This window comes from Streptomyces sp. NPDC052701 (assembly GCF_040678355.1).
Classification (GTDB): domain Bacteria; phylum Actinomycetota; class Actinomycetes; order Streptomycetales; family Streptomycetaceae; genus Streptomyces.
The window spans coordinates 74,548-91,551 of the sequence record NZ_JBFATO010000018.1; the positions used below are offsets into that span (position 1 = coordinate 74,548).

General features: G+C 75.0%; 16 protein-coding genes and 1 pseudogene. 4 read left to right on the forward strand and 13 right to left on the reverse strand.

Annotation, left to right across the window (positions count from 1 at the left end):
- Positions 1–106: 106 nt before the first annotated feature.
- The 4 genes from AB0L29_RS21330 to AB0L29_RS21345 form a co-directional block, all read right to left on the reverse strand.
- Positions 107–1,336, reverse strand: coding sequence for a GAF domain-containing protein (locus AB0L29_RS21330; RefSeq protein WP_365829271.1), 1,230 nt, complete (start codon positions 1,334–1,336; stop codon positions 107–109).
- Positions 1,337–1,696: 360 nt separating this feature from the next.
- Complete coding sequence (locus tag AB0L29_RS21335) at positions 1,697–2,170, reverse strand: hypothetical protein (protein ID WP_365829272.1); 474 nt, start codon at positions 2,168–2,170, stop codon at positions 1,697–1,699.
- A gap of 240 nt (positions 2,171–2,410) precedes the next feature.
- Positions 2,411–2,713 (reverse strand): hypothetical protein, encoded by a 303-nt coding sequence (locus tag AB0L29_RS21340; protein WP_365829273.1) that lies wholly within the window; start codon positions 2,711–2,713, stop codon positions 2,411–2,413.
- Positions 2,714–3,119: 406 nt separating this feature from the next.
- Positions 3,120–3,512, reverse strand: a complete 393-nt coding sequence (locus tag AB0L29_RS21345) for a DUF5997 family protein (protein ID WP_365829274.1) — start codon at positions 3,510–3,512, stop codon at positions 3,120–3,122.
- Between the two features lie 58 nt (positions 3,513–3,570).
- On the opposite strand from AB0L29_RS21345, the gene AB0L29_RS21350 reads away from it, so the two are divergent.
- Entirely contained in the window at positions 3,571–4,317 is a 747-nt protein-coding gene (locus tag AB0L29_RS21350; RefSeq protein WP_365829275.1) for a LysR family transcriptional regulator substrate-binding protein, read from the forward strand.
- 43 nt (positions 4,318–4,360) lie between these two features.
- On the opposite strand, the gene AB0L29_RS21355 is transcribed toward AB0L29_RS21350, so the two are convergent.
- From AB0L29_RS21355 to AB0L29_RS21365, 3 genes are all read right to left on the reverse strand, one after another.
- Entirely contained in the window at positions 4,361–5,119 is a 759-nt protein-coding gene (locus tag AB0L29_RS21355) for a DUF4142 domain-containing protein (protein ID WP_365829276.1), read from the reverse strand.
- A gap of 261 nt (positions 5,120–5,380) precedes the next feature.
- Complete coding sequence (locus AB0L29_RS21360) at positions 5,381–6,076, reverse strand: HAD family phosphatase (protein ID WP_365829277.1); 696 nt, start codon at positions 6,074–6,076, stop codon at positions 5,381–5,383.
- A 41-nt stretch (positions 6,077–6,117) separates the two neighbouring features.
- The gene (locus AB0L29_RS21365) at positions 6,118–6,594 is read right to left on the reverse strand and encodes an Lrp/AsnC family transcriptional regulator (protein ID WP_365829278.1); all 477 of its coding nucleotides are present in this window, start codon (positions 6,592–6,594) and stop codon (positions 6,118–6,120) included.
- 281 nt (positions 6,595–6,875) lie between these two features.
- Between AB0L29_RS21365 and AB0L29_RS21370 the strand changes: the two genes are divergently transcribed.
- The gene (locus AB0L29_RS21370; RefSeq protein ID WP_365829279.1) at positions 6,876–8,366 is read left to right on the forward strand and encodes an FUSC family protein; all 1,491 of its coding nucleotides are present in this window, start codon (positions 6,876–6,878) and stop codon (positions 8,364–8,366) included.
- Between the two features lie 91 nt (positions 8,367–8,457).
- Positions 8,458–9,483, forward strand: a complete 1,026-nt coding sequence (locus AB0L29_RS21375) for a lactonase family protein (protein WP_365829280.1) — start codon at positions 8,458–8,460, stop codon at positions 9,481–9,483.
- A gap of 300 nt (positions 9,484–9,783) precedes the next feature.
- Here AB0L29_RS21375 and AB0L29_RS21380 read toward each other — a convergent pair whose 3' ends face one another.
- From AB0L29_RS21380 to AB0L29_RS21400, 5 genes are all read right to left on the reverse strand, one after another.
- Positions 9,784–10,707, reverse strand: coding sequence for a hypothetical protein (locus AB0L29_RS21380; RefSeq protein WP_365829281.1), 924 nt, complete (start codon positions 10,705–10,707; stop codon positions 9,784–9,786).
- A gap of 179 nt (positions 10,708–10,886) precedes the next feature.
- Entirely contained in the window at positions 10,887–11,879 is a 993-nt protein-coding gene (locus tag AB0L29_RS21385) for a BadF/BadG/BcrA/BcrD ATPase family protein (protein ID WP_365829282.1), read from the reverse strand.
- Positions 11,876–12,553 (reverse strand): uracil-DNA glycosylase, encoded by a 678-nt coding sequence (locus tag AB0L29_RS21390; RefSeq protein WP_365829283.1) that lies wholly within the window; start codon positions 12,551–12,553, stop codon positions 11,876–11,878. The genes AB0L29_RS21385 and AB0L29_RS21390 overlap by 4 nt, the downstream gene beginning before the upstream one ends.
- Positions 12,554–12,671: 118 nt before the next feature.
- A complete protein-coding gene (locus AB0L29_RS21395; RefSeq protein ID WP_365829284.1) occupies positions 12,672–13,829 on the reverse strand; it encodes an exo-alpha-sialidase in 1,158 nt (385 codons plus the stop codon).
- A gap of 198 nt (positions 13,830–14,027) precedes the next feature.
- A complete protein-coding gene (locus AB0L29_RS21400) occupies positions 14,028–14,831 on the reverse strand; it encodes a pectate lyase (RefSeq protein ID WP_365829285.1) in 804 nt (267 codons plus the stop codon).
- 647 nt (positions 14,832–15,478) lie between these two features.
- Here AB0L29_RS21400 and AB0L29_RS21405 point away from each other — a divergent pair.
- Positions 15,479–16,792, forward strand: a complete 1,314-nt coding sequence (locus tag AB0L29_RS21405) for a PHB depolymerase family esterase (RefSeq protein ID WP_365829286.1) — start codon at positions 15,479–15,481, stop codon at positions 16,790–16,792.
- A gap of 59 nt (positions 16,793–16,851) precedes the next feature.
- On the opposite strand, the pseudogene AB0L29_RS21410 reads toward AB0L29_RS21405, so the two are convergent.
- A pseudogene (locus AB0L29_RS21410) lies at positions 16,852–17,004 on the reverse strand (exo-alpha-sialidase); the annotation flags it as partial.

Consider the following 17,004-nt stretch of genomic DNA (forward strand, 5'->3'; position numbering starts at 1 on the left):
TCCTCGGTGATGGCGGGTGACGGTCCGTGCCGTCGTGACGCCGCCCACTGTGCTCCCGGGAGGTTGGCGGGAGGTTGGCGCGCCGTCCGGTGCGGGAGGGGGCGGGTCAGTCGCGCAGGGACGCGGCCAGCCGGCCGGCCGCGATCGCGCGGCGGGTGTCGTCGGGCCCGAGCAGGCGCAGCGCGTGCGCGTGCACCTGCGTGTCGTACGGGGCCCGTTCGCCGTAGCGCAGCGCGTGCTCCGGGCGGGCACTGGCCAACACCGCCTCCCGCACGGCCACTTCGAGGCGGGTGCGCCACTCCTCGACGCCCGGCGCCTCGGACCGGGGCAGCAGCGGGCCCCGGTACAGGCGCAGCGCGGTCTCCGCGTCGCCGCCCTCCAGGGCGTGCAGCACCTCGACGGCGTCGCAGGAGACGGGGACGGTCAGCGCGTAGCGGCGCGGGGCGATGCCGCCGCCGAGGGCGCGGCGCAGGTGGGAGACCTCCGCCTTGAACGTGGACGCGGTGACCGGCCGGTCGCCGTACAGGGCGTCGCGCAGGCGGTCCGGTGCGAAGCCGTCCGGTTCGAGGGCGAGCAGGGTGAGGATCTCCAGCTGGCGGGGGCGCAGGGGCAGGGGCCGCCCGCCCCGCACGGCCTGCTCGCCGCCGAGGCAGGTGAGCCGGAGGTGCGGCGGGTCCGGGCGGGGCGGCTCCGCGGCGAGCCGGGTCTCGATGGCGGACACCAGGCTGCGCACGGTGGACATGGCCAGCGGGTGCGAGCGGTCCCAGGTGGTCGACAGGTCCAGGACGCCGAGCACCCGGCCGTCCGGGGCGTGGACGGGGGCGCAGTAGCAGACCCAGCCGTGCAGGGCCGTCACCAGGTGCTCGGCCGAGAAGACCGAGCTGGGACGGCCGGTGCGCAGGGCCAGGGAGAGGGCGTTGGTGCCCATGGCCTGCTCGTCCCACCGGCCGCCCGGCGCGAAGTTGACGCGCTCGGCGCGGCGGCGCATGGCCGGCCCGCCGCAGGTCCACAGGATCGTGCCGGACTCGTCGGTGACCGCGGTGACGAAGCCGGCGTCGTCGGCGATGCTGTGCAGTTCGGCGGCCAGGTCGGCGACCGGCCCGCGCAGCGGCGAGCACGCCCAACGGTGGTGCACCAGGCCCTCGTCGGCGACCGGGGCGCTGTCCCGGCCGGGGTCCACGCTGCCGAGCGAACGCGCCCACGACTCGGTCACCTCGCGGCGCAGCGCGTGGCTGCCGACCGGTTGCCCGCCGGCGGTCCTCAACCGCGGCACCCAGTGGGACCACTCGTGCTCCAGCACGGCCCGGTGCCGACGCAGATCGGTGCGCTGTGACATCTGCCTCCCCTGTCGCCGTACGGGGACGACCGGCCCGTGTTCGCGACGACGTCGGTGACGTCGGTGACGTCAGTGTGGACGACCCGGCCGCGGACCACCACCACCGCGCCGGAGCCGTGCGGTTCCCGGGGCGCAGGGCGACTCCGTACGGCTCGTGACTCCGTACGGCGCTGCGTCCCCTCGGGGACGGCACCGCGCCGTCGTCGCACGTCGGTCCCGCCGGCGGGTGCGCGGGTCACCCGCCGATCCACGCGGCCCCGGTGGCGCAGCGGCGGACCGGAGGACACGCGGCCCCGGAGCACCGCGAAGGCCGAGAGGGCTCGTCCGCCCGCTCCTCACCATCCCTGTTCCGCCCGCTCCTCACCATCCCTGTTCCGCCCGCTCCGCGCCGACCGGCGCCAGGACGGCGAGCGTGGCGGCGGCCTCCCGCAGCGCCGCTTCGAGTGCGGCGGGCGTGTGCAGGGTGCCCGCGCCGTTCGGTGGAACAAGCCATTCCAGGCGCCCGGCGGGCCGGTAGGGCGGTGGTACGGCCACCCAGGACCCCCGGCCGGCGTGCCGCACACCGCCCCCGATCCACTCGCTGCCCGGGTCGGGCGGCAGGAAGAAGCCGACCCGGCGTGCCGCGCAGTCCACCAGTGTGGGCCCGGGCACGTCGAGCGGGTCCCGCCGCAGGAGGTCCAGGGCGAGCAGGCCCAGCCGGTCGGGAACGGTCAGCACGTCCCAGAACCGTCCGGCCTCCAGCAGGACGGTGCCGGTGCCGTGGTCCCACGCGCGCTTGCACTCCTGCGGATCCGTGGCGGCCGCGGCGAGCCACTCGACGGCTTGTCTCCCCATCGGGCTCGGCATGTCCCACCCCAGGCACGGTCGGTCGCGCCGCGACGGGCGCACGCTGGACACGAACCGCCGGCCCCGCGAAACCCGCGGGCCGGACCGGCGTAGTCATGCTGGTGGATATTTCTATCCGCCGGAAGGGGTGGCGCGGCCTGGCGTTTACGGCAGGCGGGTCCGGAGCGCGAACGCGGCCCCGGACGTCGGGGGCGCGCCCGCGGTGCCCGGTGGGTACGGGCGGACCGGTCAGTGGTCGTCCCAGTGGCCGTCGTGGGCGGCGTGACGGTGGCCGTCGTGCACGTAGTCGGTGTGGTCCTCGTGGGGTACGGCGAGATGGCCGCAGTCCTCGCCGTGCTGGTGGTCGTGGCCGTCGTGGACGGTGTGGCCGTCGGCGGCGCACTCGTCGACGTGGTCCTCGTGGTCCCGGTGGAGGTGGCCGTCGTGGGCGTAGTCGACGTGGTCGCCGTGCACGAAGGAGACGTGACCGCAGCCCTCGCCGTGCCTGTGGGAGTGGTCCTGGTGGATGCGGTGTTCGGTGGAGCTGGTCATGGGATCTCCTGCTCGTGACGCGCGGTTGCCCGTGCCCGTACCGTCCGGGCGGCGTACGGCGGTGTCGGCCGGCGCCGGTTCCCGCACGTCCGGACATTCCGCACGCGAGGACCGGATCACCGCCCTCCGCTCCTTCCATTGTCCGCCTCGGAAGGCCATCGGCGAATCAGGAGCGGGCAAGGAAGGGCAGGGGCGGGCGGAGAGGAACGAGGGCCGGCAAGGACGAGCAGGGAGCGGCGGCAAGGGGCGGAGGGCATCCCGGGTGGGCGTGGAGGGCATCCCGGGCGGGCGGGAAGAGCAGGCGGTGGGCGTGCCGTACGGCCGGTGCCGCGGGGCCGCGCCCTGTCCGGAGGGCGGTCGCAGCCCCGCCCACCGCCACACCGGGGCCCGGCTGCGGCGGGCCGGGTCAGGCGTTGCGCGCGGCGCGCTCCTCGTCCCGCTTCTTCAGGCGCGCGGCCTCCTTGCGGACCTCCGCCTGCGTGGCGCGCTCCCGCTCCAGCCACTCGGGCCGTTCCCGCTTCAGCGCCTCGATCTGCTCGGTGGTGAGGGGTTCGGTGACGCCGCCGCGCGCGAGGCCCGCGATGGAGACGCCCAGCTTCGCCGCCACCACCGGCCGGGGGTGCGGGCCGTTGCGCCGCAGCTCGCGCAGCCACTCGGGCGGATCCGCCTGGAGCGCGTCCAGCTCGGCGCGTGAGACGACGCCCTCCCGGAACTCGGCGGGCGTGGCCTCGAGGTACACACCCAGCTTCTTCGCCGCGGTCGCGGGCTTCATGGTCTGGGTGTTCTGGTGCGACTTCATGCCGCCCAGGGTATCGAGCGTGTGCACGAGCGCCGACCACGGCCGGTAGCCTGGCCAGGTGACAGGCTCGGAAGTATCCCCCTCGTTCCGGCTCGCGTACGTCCCCGGGGTGACGCCCGACAAGTGGGTGCGCATCTGGCACGAGCGGCTGCCCGACGTCCCGCTCGTCCTGGAGCAGGTGCCCGCCGCCGAGGCGTGCGACTCGCTGCTGAACGGCGGCGCCGACGCGGGCCTCGTGCGGCTGCCCGTCGACAGGGACGTCCTCAGCGCGATCCCCCTCTACACCGAGCGGACGGTCGTCGTGGTCCCGAAGGACCACCTGGTCACGGCGGTCGACGAGGTGTCCCCCGAGGACCTGGCCGACGACATCGTGCTGCACCCCCTGGACGACGTCCTGGCCTGGGAGGGCCTTCCGGGCCGGCCCGCCTTCGAGCGCCCCGCCACCACGGCCGACGCCGTGGAACTCGTCGCGGCCGGCATCGGCGTGCTCGTCGTCCCGCTGTCGCTCGCCCGCCTGCACCACCGCAAGGACCTCACCTACCGGCCCCTGACGGACGCCCCCGAGTCGAGCGTGGCGCTGGCCTGGCCGCAGGACGCGACGACGGACCTGGTGGAGGATTTCATCGGCATCGTCCGCGGCCGGACCGTCAACAGCACACGGGGCCGCCGGCAGGCCCCGCCGCAGCCGAAGGAGAAGCGCGCCGGGACGGCCGGCGCGCGGCGCGGGCGGACCGGCAAGGGCGCGGAGCGCGGATCCGCGGCACCCAGGCGGGGCCGGCGCGGCAGGCCCCGCCGTCCCTCATAGCCCCGGCTCCGCCGGAGCGCGAGCCCGTCGGCCCCGCCCCGCCTCAGCCGACCTGCGGGGACGGCTGCCCGTAGGAGGGGTTCGGGGCGATCGTCTCCAGATCCTTCAGGTCCTCGGGGACGTCCAGCACCCGGACCGGTGCGCCCGGCTGCGGAGGCGGCGGGGTGGTCTGGTCCTGGGGCAGCTTGGGCGGGTTGGTCTGCTGGTAGGTGACCTGCTCGTGGTTGACCAGACCGGTCTTCTCCAGGACCGTGATGTGGTCGAGCACGGTGTCGTTGGTCTGGTCGGCGAGCTGCCGCACGAGGCTGTTGCGGGTGTTCGCCCGGATCTTGGCGACCGTCGGGAAGATCGAGCCGTGCGCGACGCGCATGATGGTCACGGCCGTGGAGTCGAACTCCTTGCCGGCCGTGCCCTCCGCCGTCGCCACGAACTGCTGCTGCTGCGGCGACGGCTCGTTGGGCAGGGTGATGCCCAGCTCCTGGGAGATCCTGCGGCAGGTCGCGTCGAGCCGGCCGTGCCCGACGAGCAGATGCTCACCCGCCTCCTTCATCGCCGGCGTCGTGCCCCGCTGGAGCACCAGGGTGCCCAGCGGGTACTCCCACAACCCGGCCGCGCGCACCCTGACGACGAAGTCGCGGTCCGCCTCGGTCAGCGGGCCGTACTTGGTGTTGGCGATGATGCGGTCCTGGCCTGTCGCTGTGTTCTGCACGCCCAGCATGGCGGGGTAAGCGAGCGCGGTGAGGGTGAGGATCATGGCTCCGCCCACGAACGCGGTTCCAACCGTGCGGCGCGAGATGCGCATCGTGCCTCCTGGGATACGAACGGCCCAACGCCAGGAGATACGGATGCGAGAGGCGAAACAATCACCGGTACCGCAAAAAATCTGTGAGCCGCCCTCCGCGGGATGGCTCGCCCGCCCGGCCGGCCGTCGAACCGCTCACCCCGGCGCGTGCGGCGGGGGCCGTGTGCGCCGAGTCCGCCCGCCGGGTCGCCGAGCGGCCGACGACGTACGACGCCGCCGTCCGGGATGCCACCGCCCCGTACCTGCGGTTGCCGGGAGAGGTCAGGCCGGCCGGGCCGACCGCACCAGCCACTCGTACGCACCCCGCGCCGTGAACTCCCGCTGACCGCCCCGCAGCAGCAGGTCGGCCGTGGCGAACTCCGGGGCGTCGGCCTGCGCGGCGACGTACGGGAGCGCGATGCACCGCATCCCGGCCGCGTGCGCGGCGGCGGCGCCCGGCGCGGCGTCCTCCAGCACCACGCAGTCGGCCGGGGACGCGCCGAGCCGGCGGGCCGCCTCCAGGAAGACGTCGGGGGCGGGCTTGCCGTGCGCGACCTCGTCGGCGGACACCACGGTGTGCAGGTACGCGTCCAGGCCCGTGCCGGCCAGCACGGCCGCGATGGCCTGGGGCGAGGACCCCGAGGCCACGGCCATGGGAACGCCCTCGGCCGCCAGCAGTCCGACGAACCCGGCCATCTCGGGGTAGACGCGCGTGGAGCCGCGCGCCAGCTCCAGGTAGCGGCGGTTCTTGGCGGCCAGCAGTTCCTCCACCGAGGCGGACAGCCCGTAGCGCTCCTTCCAGTCCGCGACCGTCTCCTGCGTGCTGATGCCGACGTACCGCTCGTGGTCCGCCCAGCCGAAGTCCGCGACGCCGTGCTCGGCGAGGGTCAGGCGACCCGCCTCGTAGTAGTTCGGTTCGCTGTCCACCAGCGTTCCGTCGAGATCGAAGATGACCGAGATGCCGTTGAGACCGCTCATGCGGTCCAGCATGCCAAGGCGCTCGCGGGCCCGGGGGCGGATCACTTCCCCGCCGACCGCCCGATCGACTCCACCAGCGGCAGCAGCCGGTACGGGACGCGCTCGCGCAGGGCCACCTCGGTGCGGGTGCGCACCACGCCGGGCAGGCTGATCAGCTTCTGGATCACGTCCTCCAGATGGGCGTTGTCGCGCGCCACGACCCGGGTCAGCAGATCCCCGCCGCCGGTGATCGAGAAGGCCTCGACGATCTCCGCGACCTCGGCGAGCGCGTCCCCCACGTCGTCCAGGTGCCCCTGGGTGACCTCGATGTGCACGAAGGCCTGGACCGGGTGGCCGAGTGCGGCGGGGGAGAGGGTCGGCCCCGTGCCGGTGATCACGCCGTCGCGTTCCAGCCGGTCCAGGCGGGCCTGCAGCGTGCCGCGGGCGATCCCGAGGATGCGGGCGTACTCGCGCACGCTGGTGCGCGGCTGCTCCAGCAGCAGCCGCAGGATGCGGGTGTCGAGCTCGTCCACGGCCATCGTGCCCGGCCTCCTCGTGCGGTGCTGATCATCACCGACTGTACCCAGGGCCCGGCGAGGTCCGGGCCGCTGGGCCGCGGGCCGTCGGCCGTTGGCTCTCCGAGGGCCGGGAGCCGGCCTCCTGCGCTGGGCCAATGGACCAGTCGCGGCGGCCCCGGTTGAGCCAGTGGTGGGAGGAATGGTGATATGGAGCGGTCGATGGCGCTGCGGATCCCCGCGGCGCCTTTCTCATGCCGGTGTCATGCCGGTGTCCGGCCGGTGCGTGAAGGAGGCGGTAAGCAGTGCTGAAGAGGGTGTTCGTGGCTCCGGACCCGGGCCGGGTGCGGCTGCGCTTCGCCGCGCGGGCCGTGCTCGGCATCGGACTGGCAGTCGTCGCCTGCGGCCTGGCCGGACACTCCCTCGCGGGCACCGTCACCGGCGGCCTCGCCGCGCTGCTCGCCCTGTTCACCGTCACCGACGCCACGGTGCGCGGCCAGGCGGTCACCACCGCGCTGCTGCCCGCCGTCGGCCTGCCCGTCCTGGCCGCCGCGGCCGAACTGCACGACCACCCCGTCGCGCGCGACCTCGTCTTCCTCGCCGTGGTCGGCGCGGGTGTGTACGCGCGGCGCTGGGGCCCGCGCGGGCACAGCCTCGGCGTCTTCGCGTTCATGACCTTCTTCGTGGCGCAGTTCCTGCACGCGACCACCGGCCAGCTGCCCGAGCTGTACGCCTCGGTCCTGCTGTCCGTGCTCGCCGCCTCCGCGGTGCGCTTCGGACTGTGGTGCTACGAACGCCGCCTGCCCCCGGCCCCCGTGCCCGCCCCGCCCGGCGGCACCGGCCTGGCCCGCGTCACCACCCGCCAGGCGATCCAGGCGACCGCCGGCGCGGGCTTCGCCCTGGTCGTGGGCCAGCTGGTGTCGGGGCAGCGCTGGTACTGGGCCGTCGGCGCCACCTGGTGGATCTTCGTCAACACCACCTCGCGCGGCGAGACCCTGGTGCGCGGCTTCCGGCGGCTGCTCGGCACGGTCATCGGCATCGGCCTCGGCCTGCTCGTCGCCGTCCCCCTGCACGGCGCCCCGGTCCCCACGGCCGTGCTCACCGCCGTCTGCGTCTTCGGCATCTTCTACACGGCCGCCGTGTCCTACACCTGGATGATGCTCTGGGTGACACTCCTGGCCGGGCTGCTCTACGGCCTGCTCGGCGTCCTCGGCCCCGGCCTGCTCCTCCTGCGGCTCGCGGAGACCGGCGTCGGGGCGCTCGGCGCCGCGCTGGCCGTGGTCCTCATCCTGCCCGTGACCACGCACAGCGTCACGGACGCCTGGATCCAGCGGGCCCTGCGCTGCGTCCGCGCCTGCGCCGCCGAGACGGCCGCCCGCCTGGCGGGCGTCGCGGACGCCGACCCCGCCCCACGGGTGGCGGAACTGGAGCAGCTGCTCGCGCGCGTCCGGCTCTCCGTCGCCCCGCTGGTGCACCCCCTCAACCCGATGCTCGGCCGCAAGCGGCGTGCCCGCCGGGTGCTCGGCCTCCTCGACGACTGCGCCCGCGAGATCCGCGGCCTGGTCGCCGTCGCCGCCGACCCGGAGGCCTCCCACGACGCCCGCCTGGCCGAGGCCTGCCGACGGGTGGAGGGCGCCGTCGAGGCGCTCACCAGCGGCGGGTCCGTGACCGTCCAGGCGGACCGGCCGTCCGTGGCGGAACCCGCCCTGGCCCACCTGCACGGCCTGGAGCACGCCCTCGCCGAACTCGCCCGGTCCCTGCGCACGCCGTCCGGCTCCCCGCTGGTGGGGGCCTGAGCCCGGGCCGGGCATCCGCCCATAACCGAGTCCTGGTCTAGACCTTCCTGCTACCGTCGCCCGGGACGGCACAGGACGAGAGGGGACGGCTGTGGCACAGGGCGGGAAGCGGCGCGCGTTCATCGGGTCGTTCACGACGGCCGGCGGCCCCGGGATCGTGACGGCCGCCGTCGCCCCGGACACCGGCGCGCTGACGGTCCTCGGCAGCGCGCACCACCTGCCCGACCCCTCCTACCTGGCCCTGTCGCCCGCCGGGGACACGCTCTACGCGGTCAGCGAGAGCGAGCGGGGCGCGGTGGTCGCGTACCGGGTGGGCGGGGACCGGCCCGAGCCGGCCGGGCCGCCGGTGCCGGTCGGCAGCGGGCCGACCCACCTCGGCGTGTTCGCCGGACACGTCCTGACCGCCGACTACGGGTCCGGCAGCGTCACCGCCGTCCCGGTCCGCGCCGACGGCACCCTCGCCCGTTCCGCCTCCGGCGTGCTCCGGCACACCGGCTCGGGACCGTACGCGCCGCGCCAGCGGGGGCCGCACGCCCACCAGGTGCAGCCCGACCCGACCGGCCGCTGGGCCGTCAGCGTCGACCTCGGCACCGACTCGGTGCGGGTGTGCACCCTGGCCGGGGGCGTCCCGCGGCCGCACCGGGAGGTCGCGCTGCGGCCCGGCTCGGGGCCCCGGCACCTGGCCTTCCACCCGGACGGCCCGTACGCGTACGTGGTCAACGAACTCGCCCCCACCGTGACCGTCTGCCGCTGGAGCGCCGCCGACGGCTCCCTGGAACCGCTGGACGAGACGCCGGTCCTGCCCGGCGCCCCGGCCGGTGACGCCTACCCCTCGGGCGTCGTCGCCTCGCCGGACGGCCGCTTCGTGTGGACCGCCACCCGCGGTGAGGACGTGCTGTCGGTGTTCGCCGTCGAGGGGGAGAGGCTGCGGCTGGTCACGACGGTCCCCTGCGGGGGGCACTGGCCGCGCGCCCTGGCCGAGTCCCACGGCTTCCTGTACGTGGCCAACGAGCGCTCCGGAGACGTGACCTGGTACGCCGTCGACCCCCGCACGGGAGTGCCGCACCGCGGCGGCTCGATCCCGGTGGCCGCGGCGTCCTGCGTGGTCCTCGGCTGAACGGCCGCCCGGTCGCCCGCGGCGCGGGGCACGGCCGCGGGGTACGGCGAGGGGCCGCCCGTGGTGCGGGGCATGACGGCGAGGGGCCACCCGCGTCGCGGGGCATGACGGCGAGGGGCCACCCGCGTCGCGGGGCATGACGGCGAGGGGCCACCCGCGTCGCGGGGCATGACGGCGAGGGGCCGCCCGCACGCGGGGCATGACGAGGGGCCGTTCGTGGTGCCCGGCATGACGAAGGACCCGTTCCCGTTCGGGAATCGGGCCCTTTCAGCCGTACCGCACGGACCGGCCGTGCCCGTCTCAGCGGACCGGCGCGCCCTGCGGCTGCTGCGGGGCGATGCCCAGCGCCGTCGTGTACTTGGCCAGGGCGAGCTTGCCGATCGCCGGGTACGGGCCGAGCGCCTCCGAGGCGGGGCAGTCCGCCTCCTTGGCGGCCTCCTCGATCAGGGCCGCGTCGATCTCCGGGCCGATCAGGTACGGCGCCAGCGCCAGCTGCTGGGAGCCCGAGGAGCGCAGCTGCTCGGCGACCGAGGCGATCGACCCCTCCTGGTCCAGCGCCGCGGCCATGACCGGGACGGCCAGGCGCGCGGCGAGCAGCATGCCGGTGATCCCGGCCGCCTGCACGGCCTCGTCACCGCCGACGGAGGCCAGGATGATGCCGTCCGCCGCGGTCGCCACGGTGAACAGGCGAGCCCGGTCGGCCCGGGCCAGACCGGCCTCCGACAGGCGCACGTGCAGCGCCTCGGCCAGCAGCGGGTGCGGACCGAGCACGTCGGTCAGCTCCGCCGCGACCCGGCTGTCCATCACGGCCTGACGGACCTGGCGCAGCAGCGCGCTGTCCGGGCCGGCCAGCAGCGGCACGACGACGGCGACGGGGCCCTCGGGCTCCCTCGCCTCCACGCCGGCGGCGACCGCCTGCTCGTAGCGGGCGGTGCGCTCCTCGGCCGCGCGCGCGAGCACGGACTGCAGGGTGGAGAACTCGGTGTCGTCCCCGTCGAGGTAGCCGATGCGGGCGTCGAGGCCGGGCAGCTCGGAGCGGGCGATGCTCACGACCTCCTCGGCGAGGCTGCGCGTGGCGCTACTGGGCGTGCCCGGCACGGCGAGGACGAGCGCGGGCGCGCCCTCGGGAGCCACCAGCGGCTCTGGACGGCGGTGCCGTCCCGGCTGGCGGGGGCGCGGCATTCGTACTGGCAGGCCGGACGCGGGCCCAGTAGGGGAGCTCATGGCGCCGCATGTTACTGGCTTCCTGGGCTCCCTTGTTCGGGGAGGGTGCAGGTGAGCGGTATCCGTCCGGTTTTGTCTGATGAGTCGCGTACCGATCGGACACGAGGAGCGCGCGTCCCGTCCGGCGGAGTGACTTCGCGGATGCGAAGGGAGGGTGCCGGGCGGTGTCCTGCCGGGGGTCAGGCACCCTCCACGGTCGTCACGCTCAGCATCCTCTCGTCACCCGGCAGGGGGAGCGAACCGGCCGCCAGGGCGGTCGCGATCCGCACCGCCCCGTGCAGCGGATCACCCCCGGCCGCCACCCGCCGTGCGTGCGGCAGACGCCGGGCCAGCTCCTCCTCCAAGGGGGCGAGGAGGGGGGCGCCCAGTTCGAACAGGCCGCCGGTGAGCGCGATCCGCGCCTCCCCGCCGGCCGGGCACACGGCGGCCGCGGAGTCGGCCATGTGACGGGCGGCCGCGCGCAGGATGCCCGCGGCGACCGGATCTCCGTCCGCGCAGGCCGCCACCCGCGGCGCGAACGAGGCGAGAACGGCGGGCCGGTCCGGGCGCGGGTACAACCGCCCGGGCAGCCCCGCCACGGGACCGAACACCGCCTCGGCGCACGCCAGCAGCCGGGCGGAGCCGCCGTCCCGTCCGTCGTGGGCGCGCAGCGCGGCCTCGAGACCGGCGCGCCCGATCCAGGCGCCGCCCCCGCAGTCGCCGAGCAGGTGCCCCCAGCCGTCCGCCCGCCGCCAGGCGGTCAGATCGGTGCCGATCGCGATCAGGCCGGTACCGGCGGCGACCACCGCGCCGGGCCGTGGCCCGAGGGCTCCCACGTAGGCGGTGACGGCGTCGGCGGCCAGCGCGACGCGCCGCACGCCCAGGTCACGGGCCAGGGCGTCCGGCAGCTCGGCCCGCACGGCGTCGCCCAGGGTGGCGAGCCCCGCGGCCCCGACGACCGCCGTGTCCAGCCGCGCCAGCCCGGCCTGCGCCGTCAGCGCCCGCGCCATGGGCACCAGCAGCTCCCGCAGATGCCCGGGCTCGATCCCCCGTGCGCCGGTCCGGACGGGCTCCGGGACGGCACGCCGGGCCAGCGGGCCCCGCTCCACGGTTCCGACGGCGGCCCGCAGACCCGAGCCGCCCGAGTCCACGGCGAGGAACCCGGTGCGGTCCCCGGCGCCCGCCCCGGTCACGGCAGGCGCCAGTCCACCGGTTGGCCGCCCTGCCGGACCAGCAGGTCGTTGGCGCGGCTGAACGGGCGCGAGCCGAAGAAGCCGCGGTCGGCCGACATGGGGGAGGGGTGGGCGGACTCCACGGCGGGCAGGTCGCCGAGCAGCGGGCGCAGGTTGCGGGCGTCGCGGCCCCACAGGATGGACACCAGCGGCTTGCCGCGCGCGGCCAGGGCCCGGATCGCCTGCTCGGTGACTTCCTCCCAGCCCTTTCCGCGGTGGGCGCCGGGCTTGCGCGGGGCCGTGGTCAGCGCCCTGTTGAGCAGCAGCACCCCCTGCCGGGTCCACGGTGTGAGGTCGCCGCTGGAGGGCTGGGGCAGGCCCAGGTCGGTGGTCAGCTCCCGGAAGATGTTGACGAGGCTGCCCGGCAGCGGCCGCACCTCGGGCGCGACCGAGAACGACAGCCCCACCGCGTGCCCCGGGGTCGGGTACGGGTCCTGTCCGACGATCAGGACGCGCACGTCGTCGAAGGGTTGCTGGAAGGCCCGCAGGACGTTCGCTCCCGCCGGCAGATAGGTGCGTCCCGCGGCGATCTCCGCGCGCAGGAAGTCGCCCATCGCGGCGATCCGTCCGGCGACGGGTTCCAGGGCCTTCGCCCAGCCCGCTTCGACGATTTCATGCAAGGGTCGTGGTGCCACGGGCGTCACCCTACTGCCGTACGGGCAGCGGTGATCAACCGGTGGCCGGCGCCGGACCGCGCCCTCCGCCGGCCCGGACTGCCTTTTCCACGCCCCGGTTTCGGCCGGTTCCCTCCGCTCACGCGACGACCGCGGCCCGCACGCACAGCACGTCCGGCAGGTGCGAGACGAGCTGCCGCCAGCTGTCGCCGTCGTCGGCCGAGGCGAACACCTCGCCGTTGCGGTTGCCGAAGTACACGCCCGCCGGGTCGGCGTCGTCGGTGCACAGGGCGTCGCGCAGCACCGTGCCGTAGTGGTCCTCCCGGGGCAGGCCCGCCGTGAGCGGCTCCCAGCTCCCGCCCGCGTCGGCCGTGCGGAAGACCCGGCAGCGCCGGCCGGCCGGCACCCGGTCGGAGTCGGCGTTGATCGGGAACACGTACGCCGTGTCCCCGCGGCGCGGATGGGCGGCCACCGCGAAACCGAACGTCGACGGCAGACCCTCGCCGATGTCCGTCCAGTGCGCGCCCGCGTCGTCGCTGCGGTAGACGCCCCAGTGGTTCTGCAGGTACAACCGGTCCGGGTCCGCCGCGTCCCGCGCGATCTTGTGCACGCACTGCCCGAACTCCGGGTGGGGGTCCGGCAGGAACACCGCGGAGACACCGGAGTTGGAGGGGACCCAGCTCGCGCCGCCGTCGACGGTGCGGAACACGCCGGCGGTCGAGACGGCGACCGTCACCGCGGCGGGGTCCCGCCGGTCGGTGAGCACCGTGTGCAGGCCCTCACCGCCGCCGCCCGGCATCCACCTGGAGCGCGTCGGGTGCTCCCACAGCGGGCGGACGAGCTCGAACGCCTCCCCGCGGTCCTCCGACCGGTACAGCGCGGCCGGTTCCGTACCCGCGTAGACCACGTCGGGTTCCGCGACGGCCGGGTGCAGCTGCCAGACCCGCTCCAGCGAGGCCCCCGTGTCCTTGGGGAACCGGACGGCCGGCCGGGCCGGTTCGGTCCAGGTCCGGCCCAGGTCGTCGGAGTGGAACACCGACGGACCCCAGTGCGAGCTGTCGCCGCCGGCCAGCAGCCGCGGGACGGCGCCGCGGGTGTCGATGGCGACCGAGTACACGGCCTGCGCGTTGAAGCAGGGACTCCCGTCGAACTCCCAGGCGCCGCCGTCCCGCCGGCGTCCGATGAACAGGCCCTTGCGGGTGCCCACGGCGAGCAGTACCTCGGTCATGCCGATCACCTCCGCGGCGTCGTCGTCGACGCCTTCGTCCCGGACACCGGCCAGTCTGCACCCCACCACTGACAGTCACCTCCGCGAGCGGCCGCGTCGCAGGTCGGGCCGGTGCGGCCGGCCGGGCGCCGGCGCCCCCGGTCTCTCCCGTGGGGACGCCGCACGCGCGGGGACGGGTGACCGCCGGGCGGGACCGCCGGGCGGGACGCGGCGGCCGTACGAGGCGCCGGGCGGGGGCGCCTCGTACGGCCGCGTTCACCGCGGGGGTTACTTGTAGGTGATGTCGGAGGCCGAGTACTTGCAGTAGGTCCCGTCGGGGCCGCTGCCGTTGGTCGTGGGCTCCTTGCCCGTGTTGTTGCCGATGTACTTCTGGCACGGGACGATCTTCTTGCTGGTGTCACCGACGACGGTGATGTTGCGCAGGGTCGCGGAGTCGCCGTAGTTGGTGTTGATGCCGACGATCCTGCTGCCCTTCCAGTTCACCTCGACGGTGTTGAGGTTGATCGTGCGCTTGTACTGCGTCTTGCAGTTGCCGCACGACCGGACGAAGGTGCCGAAGTTCTTCACGGCGAAGTTCGAGACGTTCAGCGTCCCGGCGCCGTTGAACTGGAACACCTTGTCGCTGGCCTCCTTCGCGCCACCGCCGGAGACGGTGTAGACGTTCGAGGAGGAGGTGCCCCGGAAGGTGGCGGCGTCCTCGCCGACGTCCTCCCACCACACGTTCTGCAGCGTGCAGCTGCCCTTGCAGTGGATGCCGTCGGCCGCCGGGGCGCCGAGGATGACGTTCTTCAGCACCGCGCCGTCGGCGAGTTCCAGGATCGGGCCCTGGTCCTCGTCCTGGCCGCCGGAGCCGAGGTCCCCGGTGCCGTAGAGGCGCTTCATCCCGTAGTCCTTGGTGCCGGAGACCGAGATGGTGGCGGAGACGCCCTCGCTGCCGTTCGGGGTCGGCCAGGTCGCGGCGCTCGCCGGAGAGGCGCCTGTAGTCATGATCATGCCAACCGACAGGCCGAGTGTGGCCAGCGCGCCGGTCAGCGCGCGCCCCCTGGCGCGCGATCGTGGTGCAGAAGTCATGTCCCGATTCCTTCTGTCGTGGAGTGTGGGGATGCGGGGCCGGGTGTGCGGGGTGGGCCGGCGGGGCTTCCCGCGCCGGCGCCGGGCGTCACCGGGGAGACGGCGGACGAGGCCGGCCCGGCGGTGCGGCCGTGGGGCGGACCGATGGAGGTGCCGACCCGTGAGATCTCGGTGGCGGCCCCACCGGGATCGTTGCCGCGCGGGTCGGTGTGTCCGCCGACGTCACCGCCGCGGTTCGCGGCGGGGCCCGGAGGCGGCCGGGGCGGTGGCGGTGACCGCCGGGGCCGCGGCCGCCGGCGCCGCTCTTCGCGGGTGTGTGCGTGGGGGGAGAGTGCGCATGCGGGTGCGTCCCTTCAGGAGGACCTGTCTGTGCACGTACGTGACTGATGTGTGTCGTGCTGAACGACGCGCGCCTGCAGAGTGGCCAATGACGCTCCGAGCGGTGAAGGCTGGTCACCCCGCTGAACGGACCGTAGGCGGCAAGCGCTTTCTAGTCAACGCTTTGCGCAGGACGTGTTCGGCCGTCCCCGGTGTCGGCGTCCAGGGCTGTGGGAGCGCTTCCATGGGGGCCATGTCCATGCCACCATGCCCAGCGGACGCCTCCCTCCGCGGGAGGCGGGCCGACCCTGAGAAGGAGGGACAAGGACGTGCCCACCCCCCACAACTCCGCCGGAAGACCGCTGCGGCCGGTGCTCCTGGCGCTGCTCGCCGCGCTGGTGCCGCTGCTCGCGACCGGTGTGCTCGCCGCGCCGGCGGCCTCGGCGCGCGACCGGGCCGCGCCCACCGCCGCGCTCACCGAGATCACGGACTTCGGCGCCAATCCGAGCAACCTGCAGATGTACCTGTACGTGCCGGACAGCGTCACGCCCGACCCGGCGGTCGTGGTGGCCGTGCACTACTGCACGGGTTCGGGTCCGGCGATGTACAACGGCACCGAGTACGCCTCGCTGGCCGACCGCTACGGGTTCATCGTCGTCTACCCGTCCGTCACCCGCGCCAGCAAGTGCTTCGACGTCTCCTCGCCGCAGGCGCTGCGACGGGGCGGCGGCAGCGATCCGGTCGGGATCAGGTCGATGGTCGACTGGGTGGTGCGCACCCACGGTGCCGACACCGGCAGGATCTTCGCCACCGGCATCTCCTCCGGCGCGATGATGACCAACGTCCTGCTCGGCGACTACCCCGACGTGTTCGCGGCGGGCGCCGCCTTCGCCGGCGTCCCGTTCGGCTGCTTCGCCACCACCGACGGCTCCGAATGGAACAGCGCCTGCGCGAACGGCACCGTGACCCGCACCCCGCAGCAGTGGGGCGACCTGGTGCGCGGCGCGTATCCCGGCTACACCGGCCCCCGGCCGCGCATGCAGCTGTGGCACGGGACCGAGGACGACGTGCTGCGCCACCCCAACTTCGGGGAGGAGATCAAGCAGTGGACGAACGTGCACGGGCTGAGCCAGAGCCCGGCCGTCACCGACTCGCCGCAGCCCGGCTGGACGCGCACGCGCTACGGCGGCACCGGTGACCAGGCCCCCGTGGAGGCCGTCAGCCTCCAGGGCGTCGGCCACAACCTGTACGCGTCCGGCATGGCGTCCCGCGTGATCAGGTTCTTCGGGCTGGACGGCTCGGGTCCGGCGCCGCAGCCCCAGCCGGGCGCCTGCAGGGTGACGGTCACGACCAACGCCTGGAACACCGGCCTGACCGCCTCCCTCACCCTCACCAACACCGGCTCGACGGCGATCAGCGGCTGGAAGCTCGGCTTCACGCTGCCCGCCGGCCAGACCGTCACGGGCGGCTGGGGCGCCACGTACACGCCCTCGTCCGGCGCGGTGACCGCCACCAACGCCCCGTACAACGGCACGATCGCGCCGGGGGCGAGCGTGGGCATCGGCTACCAGGCGAGCCACGGCGGCGACGGCGCGGCGCCCGCCGCGTTCACGCTCAACGGGACGCCCTGCTCGGTGGGCTGACGCCGGGGCGCCGGGCGGGGACCGCGGCCGGTGGAGTCGTACGGCTACCGGCTGACCGAGCCCGCCGGGTCGGCGTCGTCGGTGCACAGGGCGTCGCGCAGCACCGTGCCGTAGTGGTCCTCCCGGGGCAGGCCCGCCGTGCGCGGCTCCCAGCTCCCGCCCGCGTCGGCCGTGCGGAAGACCCGGCAGCGCCGGCCGGCCGGCACCCGGTC

Excerpts from the sequence above, each read along its gene's own strand:
- AB0L29_RS21330 (WP_365829271.1), bottom strand. The coding sequence starts at position 1,336 with ATGTCACAGCGCACCGATCTGCGTCGGCACCGGGCCGTGCTGGAGCAC.
- AB0L29_RS21335 (WP_365829272.1), bottom strand. The coding sequence starts at position 2,170 with ATGGGGAGACAAGCCGTCGAGTGGCTCGCCGCGGCCGCCACGGATCCG.
- AB0L29_RS21340 (WP_365829273.1), bottom strand. The coding sequence starts at position 2,713 with ATGACCAGCTCCACCGAACACCGCATCCACCAGGACCACTCCCACAGG.
- AB0L29_RS21345 (WP_365829274.1), bottom strand. The coding sequence starts at position 3,512 with ATGAAGTCGCACCAGAACACCCAGACCATGAAGCCCGCGACCGCGGCG.
- AB0L29_RS21355 (WP_365829276.1), bottom strand. The coding sequence starts at position 5,119 with ATGCGCATCTCGCGCCGCACGGTTGGAACCGCGTTCGTGGGCGGAGCC.
- AB0L29_RS21360 (WP_365829277.1), bottom strand. The coding sequence starts at position 6,076 with ATGAGCGGTCTCAACGGCATCTCGGTCATCTTCGATCTCGACGGAACG.
- AB0L29_RS21365 (WP_365829278.1), bottom strand. The coding sequence starts at position 6,594 with ATGGCCGTGGACGAGCTCGACACCCGCATCCTGCGGCTGCTGCTGGAG.
- AB0L29_RS21380 (WP_365829281.1), bottom strand. The coding sequence starts at position 10,707 with ATGAGCTCCCCTACTGGGCCCGCGTCCGGCCTGCCAGTACGAATGCCG.
- AB0L29_RS21400 (WP_365829285.1), bottom strand. The coding sequence starts at position 14,831 with ATGACTTCTGCACCACGATCGCGCGCCAGGGGGCGCGCGCTGACCGGC.